Source organism: Serratia proteamaculans (assembly GCF_949794035.1).
In the GTDB taxonomy this organism is placed as follows: Bacteria; Pseudomonadota; Gammaproteobacteria; order Enterobacterales; family Enterobacteriaceae; genus Serratia; species Serratia proteamaculans.
The window spans coordinates 4,748,041-4,764,486 of record NZ_OX461105.1 but is presented as its reverse complement, the minus strand read 5'-3'; the positions used below and the strand labels follow the sequence as shown (position 1 = coordinate 4,764,486).

The window sequence follows — 16,446 nt, the reverse complement described above, 5'->3', positions numbered from 1 at the left end:
GGGCCGGTCTGCACCGGTAAACCACGATTAATCCGCATTGAAGGCGTTGGGTATCCATTCTAACTGGCTACCTGTGATGGCCAAAACATCAAAACGGCAAGACGATGTGTCAAAACTGGCTCCGCGTCCCGCCAGCCAAACGGCGGCGGCATGCAGCAACTTCTGCTGCTTGCGATAAGTGACGCTGGCCGCCGCACCGCCAAAAGCATCGCTGCGGCGGTAGCGGACTTCAACGAACACCCAGGTTTGACCATCGCGCATGATGAGATCGAGCTCACCACCGCGCAGCGCCACATTGGCAGCGCAGAAGGTGAGCCCGGCGCGTTCCAGATAGTGGCGGGCCTGTAACTCATAGCCCGCCCCTATGGCGCGTTGACTCAAGAGACCGGAACGACCATGCCCTGACGGTATTGCAGCCAAGGCAGTTTTCTGTTGATCACACAGCCCGGTGCGGCGGTGAGCATGCCAGTCGTGCCGGAGACCTGGAAACCGGGCAACTGGCGCATTTCAGCAAAGTGGTTGGACAATGTCCAGGCATCCATCCCCATTGCGTACAGACGCACCAGCGAATAATCGTTGCGGAACTGGCTGCTTGCCTGCTGTAACAACTGCGGGTTAGCACCGGCCAACAACGGAATATCACTGAACTGCAGGCCTTCCATTTCCAGACGGAAGTCCGGACCGGCCCCGGCCTGGTAGCTGCGTGAGCTGGCATACATTGCCGGCTTGCTGCGTGAGTTGGTGGCCATGTCGATCATCGGTTTGATCAGCGTCAACTGGGACTGGGTGGCGACGATATAGACCGAGTCTACGCTGCCACCACTGGTTGCAGGCGTATCGCTTGGCGGCGCCGGAATGGTCAGCCCGGCAATGGTCACGGCCTGCGGTGCCGGTGCGGCGGAGATTGGCGTCCCGGACATGCGAATACCACCGCTGTTGACCATCTGGCGCAGTTCACTGGCGGAGCCAATGTTCTGCTGCAGCACGGTCTGTCCGCCCAGGCTCTGCCACTCCTGGTTAAAGGCTTTGGCAACGCGGTCGCCGAAGGCACCGCGAGGGATCAGCAACAGCGGCTGCCGTTTCTGTTGTTCCCAAATGTGGCGGGCGGCGTCACGTGCTTCATTTTCCGGTGAAAGCGCGAAGTAACAGATGTTCGGGTTATCTTTCGGCGTTTCCGGCTGATTGAGCGCCAGCACGTTCAGCGTGGTAGTACTGCTGGCAAGTTGATCGACGTTTTCTTTCAGCAACGGGCCGACTACCAGGGTTGCGCCATCCTGCTGTGCCTGCGTCAGCAACGCGGCCAGCGGTTGGCTGGAGGTATCATACACTTTAATCTGCGCGTTAGCGGCCTGCGGCGGAGTAATCGGCGCAGTGGAAGATGCAGCAGGCTGGGCAGCCGTCACCGGGGCAGCATCCGGCGCCGAGGTGCTGACTGCACCGTTGGCGTTCTGGTCTGCTGACGCGGGATCTGCGCTCTGCACTGGCGCGCTGTCAGGCTGTGATTGCTGTTGCTGCACCGGGGCCGAAGGGGTCACACCGTTCTTGGCTGCTTCAAAGCCTTTTTGGATCGCATCGGCAAACACTTTTGCCTGGCCATTCAGCGGCAGCAGCAGTGCGATTTTTGAAGTGGATGCCTGGGTGAAGTTCAGCACCTGGTTCAACTGGGTCGGTAATGTTTTCGCCGCCGGGTTCTGTGGATAGCGATTCTGCCAGTCTTTAATCCCGGCCTTCAGCAGATCGGGATCCTGCTTGTTGTCCTGATAGACACGCAGCAGATCCAACCAGCCCTGCAACACATTTTCATTAGCGTTGATCACCAGGCTGTTCATGTCCTGCGTCGTCAGTTGCAGCAGCGACTGCCAGGTTTGGTCCAGGTTGGTTTGATGTGGCTTGCCGGTCAGCAACGGCTCTTGCGCAATGTAAGCGCGGATCAGCGGCAGGGAGGGTTTACCCTGATTGGCGGCGATCTGCGCCTGATAGAAACGTACCAACTGGTTGGCCGACAGTGAGCCGGTATCCAGATGCCCCAGCGTACTGCGAGCGCTGACGTAGCTTTTGTTTGCCACCTGCAGTTCTGCGGTCAGCAACTGGCTTTCCACCTGCTGCACGCTGCTGAGGTTTTTCGGCAGTTGCTTCAGTTGTTCACTGGCCTGCGGCAGTTTCCCTTCACGTAACAACGCGCGAATAGCAAGTAATTGCCAGTCAGCCTTGTTATCATTGCTGCTTTGCTGCAGCTGCTGCAGATAGTAATCGGAACTGGCGCTCGCTTCGTCCTGTATATTGGCGGGCGGCGTCTGCGGGGCCTGACTCGGACAGCCTGCAAGGAAAAGGGCTGCTGCGATCACTGCGGTAAGTCGGACAGGCTTTGAACGCCCTGCTTTGGTACGAACGAATGTTGAGGAAAGCATACTGTATCCAGTGATGTTTTTTTCAAGATGCTCAATATTAAATCGGCAACCCGGATGAAACAATGAATCAACACCAACAATCAGTCATTTCTGCATCAACGCTGTATGTGGTGCCCACCCCAATCGGCAATTTAGGGGATATTACCCACCGCGCGTTAGAGGTACTGAAAAGCGTTGATCTGATTGCGGCCGAAGACACGCGCCATACCGGGTTGCTGTTGCAACACTTTGCGATTAGCGCGCGGTTGTTTGCGCTGCATGACCATAACGAACAACAAAAGGCCGATCAACTGCTGGCGAAACTGCAGGAAGGCCAGAGCATAGCGCTGGTTTCCGACGCCGGTACGCCTTTGATCAACGATCCCGGTTATCACCTGGTACGCCGCTGCCGCGAAGCCGGCATCCGCGTGGTGCCGCTGCCGGGCGCTTGTGCAGCAACCACGGCACTCTGTGCCGCAGGTCTGGCTTCTGACCGCTTCTGCTACGAAGGGTTCCTGCCGGCGAAAACCAAGGGCCGTAAGGATACGCTGATGGCGCTGGCAGAGGAACCGCGTACGTTGATTTTCTACGAATCAACCCACCGTTTGCTGGAAAGTTTGCAGGACATGGTCACCGTGTGGGGGCCGCAACGTTATGTGGTGCTGGCGCGTGAGCTGACCAAAACCTGGGAATCGATCACCGGCGCGCCGGTTGGCGAACTGCTGGCCTGGGTGCAGGAAGATGAAGTCCGTCGTCGTGGCGAAATGGTGCTGATCGTCGAAGGTCATAAGGCGCAGGACGATGCATTGCCGCTGGAAGCGCTGCGGACCCTGGCGTTGCTGCAAAAAGAGCTGCCGTTGAAAAAGGCGGCGGCGCTGGCGGCGGAGATCCACGGCGTGAAGAAAAATGCGTTGTATAAATACGCGTTAGAGCAACAAGAACAGTAAAGCGGTTGACCTGCCGTGAGCGCAACGCTACTATCCGCGCCGGAGTTGACCAGACAGTCGCCGCTTCATTGCCGTCCCTTTCGGGGGAGACAGATGGAGGGGAGGAAAGTCCGGGCTCCATAGGGCAGGGTGCCAGGTAACGCCTGGGAGGCGCAAGCCTACGACTAGTGCAACAGAGAGCAAACCGCCGATGGCCCGCGCAAGCGGGATCAGGTAAGGGTGAAAGGGTGCGGTAAGAGCGCACCGCGCGACTGGCAACAGTTCGTGGCACGGTAAACTCCACCCGGAGCAAGGCCAAATAGGGGTTCACATGGTACGGCCCGTACTGAACCCGGGTAGGCTGCTTGAGCCAGTGAGCGATTGCTGGCCTAGAGGAATGACTGTCCACGACAGAACCCGGCTTACCGGTCAACTCCCTCTATAAAGAAAACCCCGCGTAACGCAAGTTACGCGGGGTTTTTTCCTTTCTGGATCCGACTTACACCGGCAAATCGATCAGCAGTGCACGCAGCGGCGTTTCGGCACGGAGAGTCAGGCGGTTTTCCTCGTGGATAAACGCCCCATCACCGCAGGTCAGGCGTTGGTTGTCGTTACGCTCGCCATGGGCATCAATAGTGCCGTGGATCGACTGCAGGTAAGCACGGGGCCCGTTCAGCGCCAGCGTCTGCTGTTCACCCGGCTGTAAATCCAGGTGGTGGATCCACACCTGTTGGCGCAGTTGCAGGCTGCCCTGTGCTCCGTCTGGGGAAGCCAACAGCGTCACGCCGGCCTGTGGCAGCATCAGGCGCTGTACTCGCTCGTTGCTGCGCTCCGGGCAGGCATCCAGCCACAGTTGCAGACGGGTCAGCGGCGTATCACTGCTGATGTTCTGCTCGCTGTAGCTCAGTCCCGGCTGGGTCGCCATAAGCAAGGCTTCACCGGCCCTGGCGTTCACCGTGTTACCTTCGCTGTCGCGGTATTCCGCTTTACCCTGCAGGATCAAATTCAGGATATCCACGCTGGGATAGGTGCGTGGCTGGAATGAAGCGCCTGGCGCCAGCACCTCCTGATTTAACACCCGCAGTGAGGCGTAGCCCATCAGCTTGGGATCGAAGTAGTGTCCAAAAGAAAAGGTGTAGCGAGCCTGCAGCCAACCAAAGTCAGCTTGCCCGCATTGTTGTGCTGTTCTGCATGTAATCATGGCAATCGGCTCTCTAAATTCATTATCTAGATGGTAAGCATCTGGACGCCGGATTGTTAGCCAGTTAATCTGGTCGGCATATTCAAATTTCCTGACAGAGAGATTCGATGGCCAGAGATCGGGCGTTAACGCTTGAAGCGTTAAGGGTTATGGATGCGATCGACCGACGTGGCAGCTTCGCTGCGGCAGCCGATGAGCTGGGGCGTGTGCCTTCGGCACTCAGCTACACCATGCAAAAATTGGAAGAAGAATTGGACGTGGTGCTGTTCGATCGCTCCGGTCACCGGACCAAGTTCACCAATGTCGGGCGTATGTTGCTGGAGCGTGGGCGGGTCCTGCTGGAAGCGGCAGACAAGCTGACCACCGATGCTGAAGCGCTGGCACGCGGCTGGGAAACGCACCTGACTATCGTCAGCGAGGCACTGTCGCCACCGAGCAAACTGTTCCCATTGGTCGATAAGCTGGCGCTGAAGGCCAATACTCAGGTGTCGATCTTCACCGAGGTGCTGGCTGGTGCCTGGGAAAGGCTGGAGCAGGGGCGTGCCGATATTGTTATCGCCCCGGACATGCATTTCCGCGCGTCATCCGAAATTAACACCCGCAAGCTGTACAAGGTGATGAGCGTGTATGTGGCCGCGCCGAACCACCCCATCCATCTGGAGCCGGAGCCGTTGTCTGAGGTGACGCGCGTGAAGTACCGCGGTATTGCGGTAGCGGATACTGCACGTGAGCGTCCGGTGTTAACCGTGCAATTGTTGGATAAACAGCAGCGTCTGACGGTCAGCACCATTGAGGACAAGCGCCTGGCTTTGCTGGCCGGATTGGGTGTGGCGACCATGCCTTACCCGATGGTCGAGAAAGACATCGAAGAAGGGCGTTTACGCGTGGTGGGGCCGGAATACAGCCGCGAAGTCGATATCATCATGGCCTGGCGGCGTGACAGTATGGGGGAGGCGAAAGCCTGGTTCCTGCGTGAAATCCCACAGCTGTTCGCCCAACTGGAACGGCAGTAAAACGCCCCCCTCGCGGCTAAGCAAGGGGGAGTGTGTTAAGCAAAACGTCGGTCGCGGCCATGCGGCTCGTCCAGATCCTGCGCCGGCCCGATGGAAATAATGCCGTGCGGATTGATGGTGGCGTGGCTGCGGTAATAGTGATTGCGGATATGCGGCAGGCTGACCGTTTCGGCAATGCCCGGCATCTGGTAGATGTCACGCAGGAAGCCGTACAGGTTGAGATAATCGCTGATACGGTGTTTGTCGCATTTAAAGTGGGTGACATACACCGGATCGAAGCGTATCAGCGTGGTCCACAGGCGCAGGTCGGCCTCAGTCAGGCGATCGCCGGTCAGGTAACGCTGTTGCCCCAGGATCTGTTCAAGTCGTGCCAGCGCGTCAAATACCCCGTTCACTGCTTCATCATAGGCTTCCTGGCTGGTGGCAAAACCGGCTTTATAGACGCCATTATTCACCTGGTCGTAAATCCAGCCGTTCAGTTCATCAATTTTTTCGCGCAGCTCGGCGGGGTAATAGTCTCCGGCGCGTGCGCCAACACCATCAAATGCGCTGTTGAACATGCGGATGATATCGGCGGATTCATTGCTGACGATGGTCTGTTGCTGTTTGTCCCACAGTACCGGCACAGTTACGCGGCCGCTGTAGTGTGGGTCGGCGCGCAGGTAAAGCTGATAGAGAAAGTCTGAGTGGTACAGGCTGTCACCGGTGGCTTCAGGGAAGTCGCTGCCGAAGGTCCAGCCATTTTCCAGCATCAGCGGATGCACCACGGAAACCGGAATGAGTGACTCCAGCCCTTTCAATTTGCGCATCAGCAGGGTGCGATGTGCCCAGGGGCAGGCGAGTGAAACGTACAGGTGATAACGATCTTTCTCCGCTTTAAAACCTCCGACTCCGTGTTCGCCCGGTTGACCGTCTGTGGTCACCCAATTGCGAAACTGAGAGGTTGAGCGCTTGAAACGACCTCCGGTGGATGAGGTGTCATACCAGATGTCTTGCCAAACGCCATCGACGAGTTGTCCCATGGGAATCTCCTTCGTGTCCGAGTGAAAAAGCAAAAGGGCCCGACATGCGGGCCCCTGAGTCGGTATTAAAATCTTACCACTTTTTGTTCAGAATACGGTCGATGCTGAAACCGCCTGGGCCAGCAACGGCCAGTACGATGAAGCCGCCGGCGATGGTCAGGTTCTTCATGAACATCAGCTGGTTTACGCCTTCCGCAAAGTTAGTATGGAACAGTAATGCGGTCAGGATGGTAAAACCGGCGGTGAACAGTGCCACGGTACGGGTCAGGAAACCGAACAGAATTGCCAGACCGCCACCAAATTCCAGCAGGATGGTCAGTGGCAGCAAGAAGCCAGGTACGCCCATCGATTGCATGTACTGTTGGGTTCCGGCATATGCATCACCCATTTTGCCGTAGCCCGCCACGATAAACAGGATTGGCATCAGAATACGAGCAACCAGCAAACCTGTATCTTCTAATTTTTTCATCATCAACTCCAAAGTGATTTTTGTTTGCCAGTCTTGGCGTTTGTCATGTTAGTGGGTGGTATGCCGGGTCTCTGACCCTGTCCTGCCCGTTTCGTATTGATGGAGTGAATGTTAATCGGGAAGCGTGCGCTTTGTTAGCAAGTAAAACTGTCGTATTTTTTCAAAAAAACTGAATCTTTAGCCTGCTAACAAATCGTGGGGAATCAGAAAGTTGCCCGACCTTTACCGACAGAAACGCAAAGTTTCTGTGAAAAGGGGGGCAAAACATCGGAAGTATTGATGGTATTTGGGAAGGTTACTTACTGGAAAAGGTTTTCTGGATCAAGCGGATAGTACCAAAGGCACCAAAAGCACGGCGTGACCAGCGAATCAACTTGCTGGGATGGCGGACGCCATATAACGCCATTACGCTGGAGCCCACTACAAGGTATTTACGCAGGCCGAAAATGGTTTGCCAACCGCGATCGATGCGCTCGGTCTTTTCCAGCCACAGGGTTTTGTTTTCGGCGAGATCCAGCCTTTGCTGCTGGATCTTGCGAATGAGCTTCTCTTTTCTCCATTCCAGATAGCGGCGGCGATTCATTTTTCACCTTCCAACTCGGAACGGTCGATTTCCAACTGCTTGCGCGTGGCACCCAGCAGCGTGGAGCGGCGGGCCTTGACCAGTGTCCAGATAGCGCCAACCACGGCCAGGAACAACAGCACCCCGGTAGTCGCGCCTAACGCCATCAGACGATAGATAGGGTCGATAGCCCAGAAAATCAGGATCAACAGACTCATCAGGCCAAATGCGGTGAACAACAGGGTCATACCGGCCATAATCAGTAACTGGATGAGGTTGGCTTTCTCCTCTTCCAGCTCGACCACGGCCAGCCGAACCCGGGTTTCCACCATCCCGACCAGAATGGTGATGATGCGCTGGGCGACATCCAGGACCCCTTTAGCGGGGCCCTGTGCACGAACTTGCGGTTGTTCTGCCATATTAGCGGCGCGCTAACAGAACGCCCAGCACTACGCCGACCGCAGCGCCGATACCGATACCGGTCCACGGATTATCACGAACGTAATCATCCGCCTGGCCGGCGATTTGTTTGGTCTGGGAGGCAATTTTGTCGCCGGCATCGCTCAGGCGTACGCGGGTATCTTTCAACGCGCTTTCGGCTTTGGACCGCAGCTTTTCCAGTTCAGCTTTTGGCTTATCGGTGGAAGAGTTCAACACTTCTTCCAGCGTATCGGCTAAGGATTTAAGTTCAGCGCGTAAGTTTTCTGCATTTGAATCATGGGCCATGTGATTATTCCTTAACGTTAACTTCGACAGACTTTCAACATAGCGGATTTTTTCGCCGGAGCAAAGGGCGGATGGGTAGCTGATATCACCAAGCATCCATTTTATAGGTAATAAAAATCCCGTGTGGCGTGGCTCTCAGCGATAAATCCGCTGGTGTAAAAAAATTATTCCGCCTGGGCCTGTTTCAGCTCGGCTTGAGCTTCAGTCAGCTTTTTCTGCTTCTTGGCCACTTTTTCCAGGTTACCGGTCTGCTGGGCTTCTTTCAGTTCCTGCTGACGCTCGGTGACCTTGCTTTGTTTTTCATCGATTTTTTTCTGGCGATCGGCCTGCAGGCTGGCTGGGGTGCAATGGGTCTGCACTTCGCCCAAGGCCTTTTTCAACCCGGCTACACGCTGAGTATTGCCGTGCTGGGTGGCGTAATCGATCTGCTTTTGAATTTCTTGTGCCTTGGTCACACAGCCGTTTTCTGCTGCGAACGACAGGGCCGGTAAGGCGAATAATGGGAGAGCCAGTAAAATGGCTGGGCGTAATTTCATACTATCAGTTCCTTATTATTGGGATGCATTGGCACGCATCCTCTGTTCCTGACTGCCAATAGGGCAGTGCGACAGGAGTCTTACGCGGCTGACTGACGCTAACCTTCAGCATAGTCATGGATCGCGTTGACCCCCAAAGAATCCGCCTAAGTTCGGTGGTGATTGATGATTAATTGAACAGATAGGCCAGATGAAAGGAAAACCCTTCATTTGAAGGGGTATTATCCCAGATTGAGTGGGGAGCGTGCAAATTCACGCACCCAATGGGTAGGAACAGGGGATTCGCTCAGGGCGATGATATAACCCGGCGGCAAAATGTTTTGCAGCGCTTCGCGCGCCAGCAACTGTTGCTCCGGCGAGTCCAGCCGGATCACCAGGCCATCGCCTTCCGGGGTGATACTTTTGATGCGAATACCGCGTTGGTCCAACCGCTGATAGACATAAAAGCCGTCGGGTAGCGAAAGGCCTTGCTGGCCGGCACGGATGCGCAGTTCGCTTTCAGTACGCACCATGCAGGGCACCAGCAGCGTGGCGAGCGCCAGCAAGGCTAGCGCAATCAGCAACAGGTACTGCCAGCGCGGGCGCCTGGTCATCACGCCCCTTTCCCCTGGCTGTCGGCGCGTTTCTTGCGCCACAGTACGATCAACGAACCCACCAGCCCGACCACCAGCAGCACCAATGGCAGCAGCATCAGGCAGAACATCAGTTGGTCTTCATACTTGCGGAACACCGGCGTTTTGCCCAGGGCAAAGCCCAGCGAGGTCAGGATCACCACCCACAGCAGACCGCTCATCCAGTTAAAGAACTGGAAACGCGCATTGCTCAGGCCGGAAAGACCGGCAATGGTTGGCAACAGGGTGCGGACAAACGCCAGGAAACGGCCAACCAGCAGGGCGGAAAGCCCGTGACGGTGGAACAACTGGTGGGCACGCTGATGATAATGAGCCGGCAGATGGGATAGCCAGCCCTGCACGGTTCGGGTATTGCCGAGCCACTTGCCCTGTATGTAACTGACCCAGCACCCCAGACTGGCGGCGACGGTCAGGATAAAAATGGTAAGCGGGAAATTCATGGTGCCTTTGGCGATCAGCACGCCAACCAGGATCAGCAAGCTGTCACCCGGCAGAAACGCCGCCGGCAACAGGCCATTTTCCAGGAACAGGATCAAAAACAGCAGGGCGTAGAGAGTCCAGACCAGCGAAGGATTCGCCAGCGTCTCAAAATCCTGCTGCCATAAGGCATGTAACAGTTCTTTAATGATGTCCATCCGGTGTTCCTAAAACGTCATTGTTTGTTTTTGTCTCAGCGGCGGATCGGGAGTAGGCGAAGAGCGCGTGGGCGATCCTGGCTGCTGATAATGATGAAACGGCGTTGCTTTTAGTGGGTTCTAATCGGTGCGACACCGGTCAAGAGTGATACGTCAGCGTGCCACGATAAAGCATATTACTTTCTTTCCAGCCACCCAGCCTGTTTTGCTGCTGCGGGGTATGCAGCGTCCAGTTGACCTGGGCAAGCCGGTTTGGCGCAGGTGATTTCTGACGCGGGAGTCGAGTGTTGTGGCCCAACTCAGTGGCTAACGAATAAACCGGCAGCAGTTGGGTGGGGACGGGTAGCGAACCGGGGTAAGAATGTACCCGCGGCAGCAGCAGCGGCATTTTACCTGGCGCTTTACGTCGCAATTCTGCCGGTGACCGGTAAACCGGGTCCTCTGGGGAAAACACCGGTTCAGCTAGCGATGGCTGGCTGTTCAGTGCGGTGGGAATGGCTTTGGAAGACGCCGCGCATAGCTTTTGGCCGGAGACCGAACCGGTCCAGCAAAAAAGAGCAATAAGCATGGCAAACAACCAGCGCATGTATTCGCGTCCCGCCCCGTAGCAGAGGGTAAAAAAGTGGCTCAACTTTACCAAAATAGCACGATTGGCAACAGGGAAATCTACGTTGCCAGCGGTGAAATACTACACGGCAAACCGCCGTTCAGGCATCGATTCAGCGGATTTTACAATACCTGACATAACACTACGGTTTTTGACTGCCTGAGCTATTTATTTTCTGCGCTCACGTTGTCCAAATGAACCACCGGGTTATCGGCAAACAGATAGCGGTCAGCGTTGTATTCAAAATCGTCACTGGTGGCGTTGAACAGCATTTGCTTGGTATTTTCCAGGTGCTGCCACATGGCCAGTTTGGCGGCATAAGGATCTTTGCGTATCAACGCCTTGAGGATCTGATCGTGATCGTCACACCAGCTGGCGATGGAGCGGTCGTCGATATGTTCATGCAGCTTGATCCAATAAGGATTATTCACGCGCTGCACCCACATTTTTTCCACGATGGTGGCCATTGCGGTGTTCTGGGTGGCCAGCGCGACTTGCACGTGGAATTTCAAATCCCACTGCGAATCGCGGAAGCGATCTTCCTTGCGTGCCTGTTCCTGGATCTCCATCAACTGAACGATGTCTTGTTTGGTGACCTGGGTGGCGGCGAACTCGGCAATGTTGCTTTCAATCAGTTGGCGCGCCTGTAGCAGTTCGAATGGCCCTGCGGTGGCAAACTCAATGCTGTCACCCGGTATCACCAGGTTTTTCTGCTGGTTGGACATCACGTGGATCCCGGAGCCTTTGCGCACGTCAACATAGCCTTCCACTTCCAGCATGATGATAGCCTCCCGCACCACGGTGCGACTGACGTTCATCTCTTCGGCAATGTAGCGTTCGGCCGGCAGTTTATCGCCCACCGGGTACCGACCGCTTTCAATACGCTGCTTAAGCTCGGCGGCCAGTTGCTGATACAGGCGTCTGGTTTCAGTGAATTCCATAGTGAATGCTCTTAGGGTAGGGAGGGTCGTGTGACCATGGATTTGTTATACCACTTATCCGGCAGAGCTACCAGTGGACGCGGGGGAACGCCCGGCACAGCGGCCGGGCGGTGGGGTTAACTGCGTGCCGGGGCCGGCTGCAGCGGGTCTTCCTGCGGTTCGGAGGCCGGTCGATTTTGCAGAATGGTCCAGATAGCGATGGCGCCGAGGATATCGAATACCGACAGTGCAGCGAATAACGGGCTGAAGCCCAGGGTATCGGCCAATGCACCGACCACCAGGGCAAACATGGTGCTGGCGGTCCAGGCGGCCATGCCGGTCAGGCCGTTGGCGGTGGCCACTTCATTGCGACCAAATACGTCGGAAGACAGGGTAATCAGTGCGCCAGACAGCGCCTGATGGGCAAAGCCACCGACGCACAGCAGCGCGATAGCTGCATAAGGGCTGGTGAACAGGCCGATCATACCAGGGCCAATCATCAATACCGCCCCCATAGTGACCACCAACTTGCGCGAAACGATCAGGTTCACCTTGAAGTGTTTCTGGAAAAACGGTGGCAGGTAGCCGCCAACGATGCAGCCGAGATCGGCGAACAGCATCGGCATCCAGGCGAACATGGCGATCTCTTTCAGGTTAAAACCGTAGGCTTTGAACATGAATAACGGGATCCAGGCATTGAAGGTGCCCCAGGCCGGCTCTGCCAGAAAGCGCGGCAGTGCGATGCCCCAGAACTGGCGGTTGCGCACAATCTGCCAGGCGGACATTTTCTTGGCGTTGTTGGTTTGGTGTTGGGCTTCCTGGCCTTCGAGAATGTAATCGCGTTCCTCATTGCTGAGTTTTTTCTGGTCTTTCGGGTGCTTATAGAAGATCAGCCAGCAGATGGCCCAAATCAGGCTCAGTACGCCGGTGATGATAAACGCCATTTCCCAACTGTGTGCCACGATGGCCCAGACCACCAGCGGTGGGGCGAGCATGCCGCCGATCGACGAGCCCACGTTGAAGTAGCCCACGGCGATCGAACGCTCTTTGGCCGGGAACCACTCGCTGCTGGCTTTCAGCCCTGCGGGGATCATCGCTGCCTCCGCCATGCCCACGGCGCCACGTGCCAGTGCCAGTCCGCCCCAGCTGTTGGCGAGTGCGGTACCCATACAAAACAGCGCCCACAGAATGGCGAACATGGCGTAACCCACTTTGGTACCCAGTACGTCCAGCACGTATCCCGCCACCGGTTGCATCAGGGTGTAGCAGGCAGAATACGCCGCGACAATATAGGAGTACTGCTGCGTGGTGATATGTAAGGTCCCTTCCAGCGTCGGTGCTGCAACGGCTATCGCATTACGAGTCAGGTAACCCAGCACGGTGCCGATGGTCACCAGCCCGATCATGTACCAGCGTAACCCTTTAATTTTACGCATCCAAAATATCTCCCAGTCTTCAATAGGTGGCGCCGAGATGGCGGCAGCGTTTTAGGGGGCTCCCCCTTTTCGTTGTTCTGCGCCGGCCTGTCCGTCACCGACGTATTCCCGCCGCATGAACGACTGGGTGGCGAGACAATAACTTGTCATACAGATTTAAAAGTTGAGTGATATCACAAAAGCCGTTTTTCAATTGGGCAATACTGTTTGCTGGATAATTATGCGATTCAGGCGGCTTTTTGCCGTAAAACTGCCGGTTAACGGCCTTTTATGGACGATAGCGCCAAGGCAGAGGGTGATATTTTGCTGGACGCTCAGTAAAATTGGTGTGATAACTTTGTCGCATTGGACACAGTGTCGAACGGCAAGCAAGGTGAGGAGCCAGATATGGCGACGTTTTTAAACGAAGATTTCCTGTTGGGCAGTGAGTTTGCCCGGCGTTTGTATCATGACTATGCGGCAGACCAACCGATCTTTGACTATCACTGCCATTTACCGCCGGAGCAGATCGCCGAGAACACCCGCTTCAAAAATTTATATGAAATCTGGCTAAAGGGCGATCACTACAAATGGCGGGCGATGCGCACCAACGGTGTGGCTGAGCGACTCTGTACCGGTGATGCCAGCGATCGTGAAAAGTTCGACGCCTGGGCTGCCACCGTGCCGCACACCCTGGGTAACCCACTTTACCACTGGACTCATCTGGAGCTGCGTCGCCCGTTCGGTATTACCGGCACGTTGCTTTCCCCGACGACGGCGGACGATATCTGGCAGCGCGGCAACGCCTTGCTGGCGCAGGAGGATTTCAGAGCGCGTGGCATCATGCAGCAAATGAATGTGAAGATGGTCGGCACTACCGACGATCCGATCGACGATTTGCGCCACCATAAAGCGATTGCAGCCGACAGCAGTTTCGACATTAAGGTGTTGCCAAGCTGGCGACCGGACAAGGCGTTCAATATTGATGCGCCGGGTTTCAATGATTACCTGCAAAAACTGGAAGCGGCAGCGGATATCAATATTGGCCGCTTTAGTGCGCTGTGTGACGCGTTGAAAAAACGTATGGATCATTTTGCCGCTCATGGCTGCAAGGTGGCTGACCATGCGCTGGACGTGGTGGTGTATGGTGAAGCGGACGAAAGTACATTGGACGCTATTTTAACGGCACGCCTGAGCGGCAAGCTGCCTGCCTCGGAGCAGAGTGCTCAGTTCAAAAGCGCGGTGCTGTTGTTCCTGGCCGCCGAATATCAGCGCCGCGAATGGGTGCAGCAGTATCACATCGGTGCGCTGCGCAATAACAACAGCCGCATGCTGGCCAGCGTGGGCCCGGATATTGGCTTCGATTCTATTAACGACCGGCCGTTGGCGGAGCCGCTTTCTCGCCTGCTGGATGCCCAGGCACGCCAGGGCGGGTTACCGAAAACCATTCTGTATTGCCTTAATCCGCGCGACAACGAAGTGATCGGCACCATGGTCGGCAACTTCCAGGGGGAAGGCACGCCGGGCAAGATGCAGTTTGGCTCTGGCTGGTGGTTTAACGATCAAAAAGACGGTATGCAGCGGCAGATGACGCAGTTGGCACAGTTGGGCCTGCTGAGCCGTTTTGTCGGCATGCTGACCGACAGCCGTAGCTTCCTGTCTTATACCCGTCATGAATACTTCCGCCGTATCCTTTGCCAGATGATCGGCCGCTGGGTGGAGGACGGTGAAGTGCCGGCGGATATCACGCTGCTGGGTGAGATGGTGAAAAACATCTGCTTCGACAATGCCAAAAACTATTTCGCCATTGAACTGGCGTAGCCGTTGCCCGAGGTGGGTTTATGCAAAGCATGGTAAAAATTCATTCGCTGGATAATGTCGCGGTAGCGCTGCGCGATCTGGCCGCCGGCGAAACGCTGGAACTGGAGACACAGGCCATCCGGCTGGTACAACCGGTGACGCGCGGGCATAAGTTTGCCTTGCAGCCGATCGCCGTAGGTGAAGCGATCATCAAGTACGGTCTGCCGATCGGGCATGCATTGGAAGCCATCGAGCCGGGTGAACATATTCACTCGCAAAATGCCAAAACCAACCTGAACGATCTCGACAGTTATCTGTATCAACCGGCCTTTTCCACGTTACCGCCACAGGCTGCGGATCGAGAGGTTCAGCTTTACCGCCGGCGCAGCGGGGAGGTGGGAGTCCGCAACGAGCTGTGGATCGTGCCGACCGTCGGCTGCGTTAACGGTATTGCCCGGCAGATCCAGCAGCGTTTTCTGAAGGAAACTCAGGATGCGCAGGGGATCGACGGCGTACATCTGTTCAGCCATCCGTTTGGCTGTTCGCAACTGGGTCAGGATCACGAGAACACCCGCACCATGCTGCAAAATATGGTGCGCCACCCGAACGCCGGGGCGGTGTTGGTGATTGGCCTGGGGTGTGAGAACAACCAGGTGGATGTGTTCCGCAGCACGCTGGGCGCGACCGATGAGCAGCGGGTACGCTTTATGGTGTGCCAACAGCAGGACGATGAGGTCGAGGCCGGGTTGGAGCAACTGCACGCCCTGTATCAGGTGATGCGCGATGACCGTCGCCAGCCGGGCAAACTGAGCGAGTTGAAGTTCGGACTGGAGTGCGGCGGATCGGACGGCCTGTCCGGCATTACCGCCAACCCACTGCTGGGACGTTTCTCCGACTACCTGATCGCCAACGGCGGCACTACGGTGCTGACCGAGGTGCCAGAGATGTTTGGTGCCGAACGGATCCTGATGAGCCGCTGCCGCGATAGGGCGACCTTCGAGAAAACTGTCAGCATGGTGAACGACTTCAAACAGTACTTTATCGCCCATAACCAGCCGATTTATGAAAACCCCTCGCCGGGCAATAAAGCCGGCGGCATTACCACGCTGGAGGAAAAATCCCTGGGCTGTACGCAGAAAGCCGGGCAGAGCCAGGTGGTGGACGTGCTGAAATATGGCGAACGCCTGCGGCAGCCCGGATTAAACCTGCTCAGTGCACCGGGTAATGATGCGGTGGCGACCAGCGCGCTGGCCGGTGCCGGCTGTCATATGGTGTTGTTCAGTACCGGGCGCGGCACGCCCTATGGCGGTTTCGTGCCGACGGTGAAGCTGGCCACCAACAGCGAACTGGCGGCGAAGAAACCCCACTGGATTGATTTTGACGCCGGTCGGCTGATCCACGGCACTCCGATGGAAAGCCTGCTGGAGCAGTTTGTCGATCTGATTGTGGCTATTGCCAATGGTCAGGCGGCGCGTAATGAAGTGAATGACTTCCGTGAACTGGCGATTTTTAAAAGCGGGGTGACATTGTAGGACTGTGGTCTTGAGGCCAAAAAAAGGCGCCCGATAACGAGCGCCTTGTAGCATTAGCTTAAA

At 56.3% G+C, this 16,446-nt stretch carries 18 protein-coding genes and 1 other RNA gene; 5 read left to right on the top strand and 14 right to left on the bottom strand.

Going from position 1 to position 16,446, the window contains the following annotated elements; genetic code table 11:
• Positions 1 to 27 precede the first annotated feature (27 nt).
• A complete protein-coding gene (locus QOT07_RS22125; RefSeq protein WP_170925084.1) occupies positions 28 to 381 on the bottom strand; it encodes a YraN family protein in 354 nt (117 codons plus the stop codon).
• A complete protein-coding gene (locus QOT07_RS22120; protein WP_283603930.1) occupies positions 378 to 2,408 on the bottom strand; it encodes a penicillin-binding protein activator in 2,031 nt (676 codons plus the stop codon). Before QOT07_RS22120 ends, QOT07_RS22125 begins: the two co-directional genes overlap by 4 nt.
• Before the next feature lie 62 nt (positions 2,409 to 2,470).
• Between QOT07_RS22120 and rsmI the strand changes: the two genes are divergently transcribed.
• Positions 2,471 to 3,334 carry a 16S rRNA (cytidine(1402)-2'-O)-methyltransferase gene (gene rsmI, locus QOT07_RS22115; RefSeq protein ID WP_085119140.1) on the top strand — a complete coding sequence of 288 codons (864 nt, stop codon included), beginning with the start codon at positions 2,471 to 2,473 and terminating at the stop codon, positions 3,332 to 3,334.
• A 41-nt stretch (positions 3,335 to 3,375) separates the two neighbouring features.
• An RNA gene (rnpB, locus tag QOT07_RS22110) (RNase P RNA component class A) lies at positions 3,376 to 3,754 on the top strand.
• Between the two features lie 58 nt (positions 3,755 to 3,812).
• On the opposite strand, the gene QOT07_RS22105 is transcribed toward rnpB, so the two are convergent.
• Positions 3,813 to 4,514 (bottom strand): pirin family protein, encoded by a 702-nt coding sequence (locus tag QOT07_RS22105; protein ID WP_099062120.1) that lies wholly within the window; start codon positions 4,512 to 4,514, stop codon positions 3,813 to 3,815.
• Positions 4,515 to 4,621: 107 nt separating this feature from the next.
• Between QOT07_RS22105 and QOT07_RS22100 the strand changes: the two genes are divergently transcribed.
• On the top strand, positions 4,622 to 5,527 hold the full coding sequence (locus QOT07_RS22100; RefSeq protein WP_283603929.1) for a LysR family transcriptional regulator: 906 nt from the start codon (positions 4,622 to 4,624) through the stop codon (positions 5,525 to 5,527).
• Positions 5,528 to 5,562: 35 nt separating this feature from the next.
• Here the strand turns inward: QOT07_RS22100 and QOT07_RS22095 are convergent, their stop codons facing one another.
• The 11 genes from QOT07_RS22095 to QOT07_RS22045 all read right to left on the bottom strand — a co-directional run bounded on the left by QOT07_RS22095 (position 5,563) and on the right by QOT07_RS22045 (position 13,072).
• Positions 5,563 to 6,549, bottom strand: a complete 987-nt coding sequence (locus QOT07_RS22095; RefSeq protein ID WP_099062122.1) for a glutathione S-transferase family protein — start codon at positions 6,547 to 6,549, stop codon at positions 5,563 to 5,565.
• 73 nt (positions 6,550 to 6,622) lie between these two features.
• Positions 6,623 to 7,018: a DoxX family protein gene (locus QOT07_RS22090; RefSeq protein ID WP_099062123.1), complete on the bottom strand. Its 396-nt coding sequence runs from the start codon at positions 7,016 to 7,018 to the stop codon at positions 6,623 to 6,625.
• Between the two features lie 295 nt (positions 7,019 to 7,313).
• Entirely contained in the window at positions 7,314 to 7,601 is a 288-nt protein-coding gene (locus tag QOT07_RS22085) for a YqjK-like family protein (RefSeq protein ID WP_099062124.1), read from the bottom strand.
• The gene (locus QOT07_RS22080) at positions 7,598 to 7,999 is read right to left on the bottom strand and encodes a phage holin family protein (RefSeq protein WP_099062125.1); all 402 of its coding nucleotides are present in this window, start codon (positions 7,997 to 7,999) and stop codon (positions 7,598 to 7,600) included. Before QOT07_RS22080 ends, QOT07_RS22085 begins: the two co-directional genes overlap by 4 nt.
• 1 nt (position 8,000) lies before the next feature.
• Entirely contained in the window at positions 8,001 to 8,306 is a 306-nt protein-coding gene (locus QOT07_RS22075) for an ElaB/YgaM/YqjD family protein (protein ID WP_004948431.1), read from the bottom strand.
• Positions 8,307 to 8,470: 164 nt separating this feature from the next.
• A complete protein-coding gene (locus tag QOT07_RS22070; protein ID WP_283603928.1) occupies positions 8,471 to 8,842 on the bottom strand; it encodes a DUF1090 domain-containing protein in 372 nt (123 codons plus the stop codon).
• 221 nt (positions 8,843 to 9,063) lie between these two features.
• On the bottom strand, positions 9,064 to 9,435 hold the full coding sequence (mzrA, locus tag QOT07_RS22065; protein ID WP_099062127.1) for an EnvZ/OmpR regulon moderator MzrA: 372 nt from the start codon (positions 9,433 to 9,435) through the stop codon (positions 9,064 to 9,066).
• Positions 9,435 to 10,109, bottom strand: coding sequence for a DedA family protein (locus QOT07_RS22060; protein ID WP_085119124.1), 675 nt, complete (start codon positions 10,107 to 10,109; stop codon positions 9,435 to 9,437). Before QOT07_RS22060 ends, mzrA begins: the two co-directional genes overlap by 1 nt.
• 139 nt (positions 10,110 to 10,248) lie before the next feature.
• Entirely contained in the window at positions 10,249 to 10,695 is a 447-nt protein-coding gene (locus QOT07_RS22055) for a hypothetical protein (protein ID WP_099062128.1), read from the bottom strand.
• A gap of 185 nt (positions 10,696 to 10,880) precedes the next feature.
• On the bottom strand, positions 10,881 to 11,657 hold the full coding sequence (gene exuR / locus QOT07_RS22050; protein ID WP_207977365.1) for a transcriptional regulator ExuR: 777 nt from the start codon (positions 11,655 to 11,657) through the stop codon (positions 10,881 to 10,883).
• Between the two features lie 116 nt (positions 11,658 to 11,773).
• A complete protein-coding gene (locus QOT07_RS22045; RefSeq protein WP_219017053.1) occupies positions 11,774 to 13,072 on the bottom strand; it encodes an MFS transporter in 1,299 nt (432 codons plus the stop codon).
• A gap of 387 nt (positions 13,073 to 13,459) precedes the next feature.
• On the opposite strand from QOT07_RS22045, the gene uxaC reads away from it, so the two are divergent.
• Both uxaC and QOT07_RS22035 read left to right on the top strand, forming a co-directional pair.
• Complete coding sequence (gene uxaC, locus QOT07_RS22040) at positions 13,460 to 14,872, top strand: glucuronate isomerase (protein WP_261416420.1); 1,413 nt, start codon at positions 13,460 to 13,462, stop codon at positions 14,870 to 14,872.
• A gap of 20 nt (positions 14,873 to 14,892) precedes the next feature.
• On the top strand, positions 14,893 to 16,383 hold the full coding sequence (locus QOT07_RS22035; RefSeq protein WP_283603927.1) for a UxaA family hydrolase: 1,491 nt from the start codon (positions 14,893 to 14,895) through the stop codon (positions 16,381 to 16,383).
• Positions 16,384 to 16,446 lie beyond the last annotated feature (63 nt).

Excerpts from the sequence above, each read along its gene's own strand:
- QOT07_RS22055 (WP_099062128.1), bottom strand. The coding sequence starts at position 10,695 with ATGCGCTGGTTGTTTGCCATGCTTATTGCTCTTTTTTGCTGGACCGGT.
- QOT07_RS22100 (WP_283603929.1), top strand. The coding sequence starts at position 4,622 with ATGGCCAGAGATCGGGCGTTAACGCTTGAAGCGTTAAGGGTTATGGAT.
- QOT07_RS22035 (WP_283603927.1), top strand. The coding sequence starts at position 14,893 with ATGCAAAGCATGGTAAAAATTCATTCGCTGGATAATGTCGCGGTAGCG.
- QOT07_RS22095 (WP_099062122.1), bottom strand. The coding sequence starts at position 6,549 with ATGGGACAACTCGTCGATGGCGTTTGGCAAGACATCTGGTATGACACC.
- QOT07_RS22090 (WP_099062123.1), bottom strand. The coding sequence starts at position 7,018 with ATGAAAAAATTAGAAGATACAGGTTTGCTGGTTGCTCGTATTCTGATG.
- QOT07_RS22060 (WP_085119124.1), bottom strand. The coding sequence starts at position 10,109 with ATGGACATCATTAAAGAACTGTTACATGCCTTATGGCAGCAGGATTTT.
- QOT07_RS22085 (WP_099062124.1), bottom strand. The coding sequence starts at position 7,601 with ATGAATCGCCGCCGCTATCTGGAATGGAGAAAAGAGAAGCTCATTCGC.
- QOT07_RS22120 (WP_283603930.1), bottom strand. The coding sequence starts at position 2,408 with ATGCTTTCCTCAACATTCGTTCGTACCAAAGCAGGGCGTTCAAAGCCT.
- QOT07_RS22075 (WP_004948431.1), bottom strand. The coding sequence starts at position 8,306 with ATGGCCCATGATTCAAATGCAGAAAACTTACGCGCTGAACTTAAATCC.
- mzrA (WP_099062127.1), bottom strand. The coding sequence starts at position 9,435 with ATGACCAGGCGCCCGCGCTGGCAGTACCTGTTGCTGATTGCGCTAGCC.
- QOT07_RS22105 (WP_099062120.1), bottom strand. The coding sequence starts at position 4,514 with ATGATTACATGCAGAACAGCACAACAATGCGGGCAAGCTGACTTTGGT.
- exuR (WP_207977365.1), bottom strand. The coding sequence starts at position 11,657 with ATGGAATTCACTGAAACCAGACGCCTGTATCAGCAACTGGCCGCCGAG.
- rsmI (WP_085119140.1), top strand. The coding sequence starts at position 2,471 with ATGAATCAACACCAACAATCAGTCATTTCTGCATCAACGCTGTATGTG.
- QOT07_RS22045 (WP_219017053.1), bottom strand. The coding sequence starts at position 13,072 with ATGCGTAAAATTAAAGGGTTACGCTGGTACATGATCGGGCTGGTGACC.
- uxaC (WP_261416420.1), top strand. The coding sequence starts at position 13,460 with ATGGCGACGTTTTTAAACGAAGATTTCCTGTTGGGCAGTGAGTTTGCC.
- QOT07_RS22070 (WP_283603928.1), bottom strand. The coding sequence starts at position 8,842 with ATGAAATTACGCCCAGCCATTTTACTGGCTCTCCCATTATTCGCCTTA.
- QOT07_RS22080 (WP_099062125.1), bottom strand. The coding sequence starts at position 7,999 with ATGGCAGAACAACCGCAAGTTCGTGCACAGGGCCCCGCTAAAGGGGTC.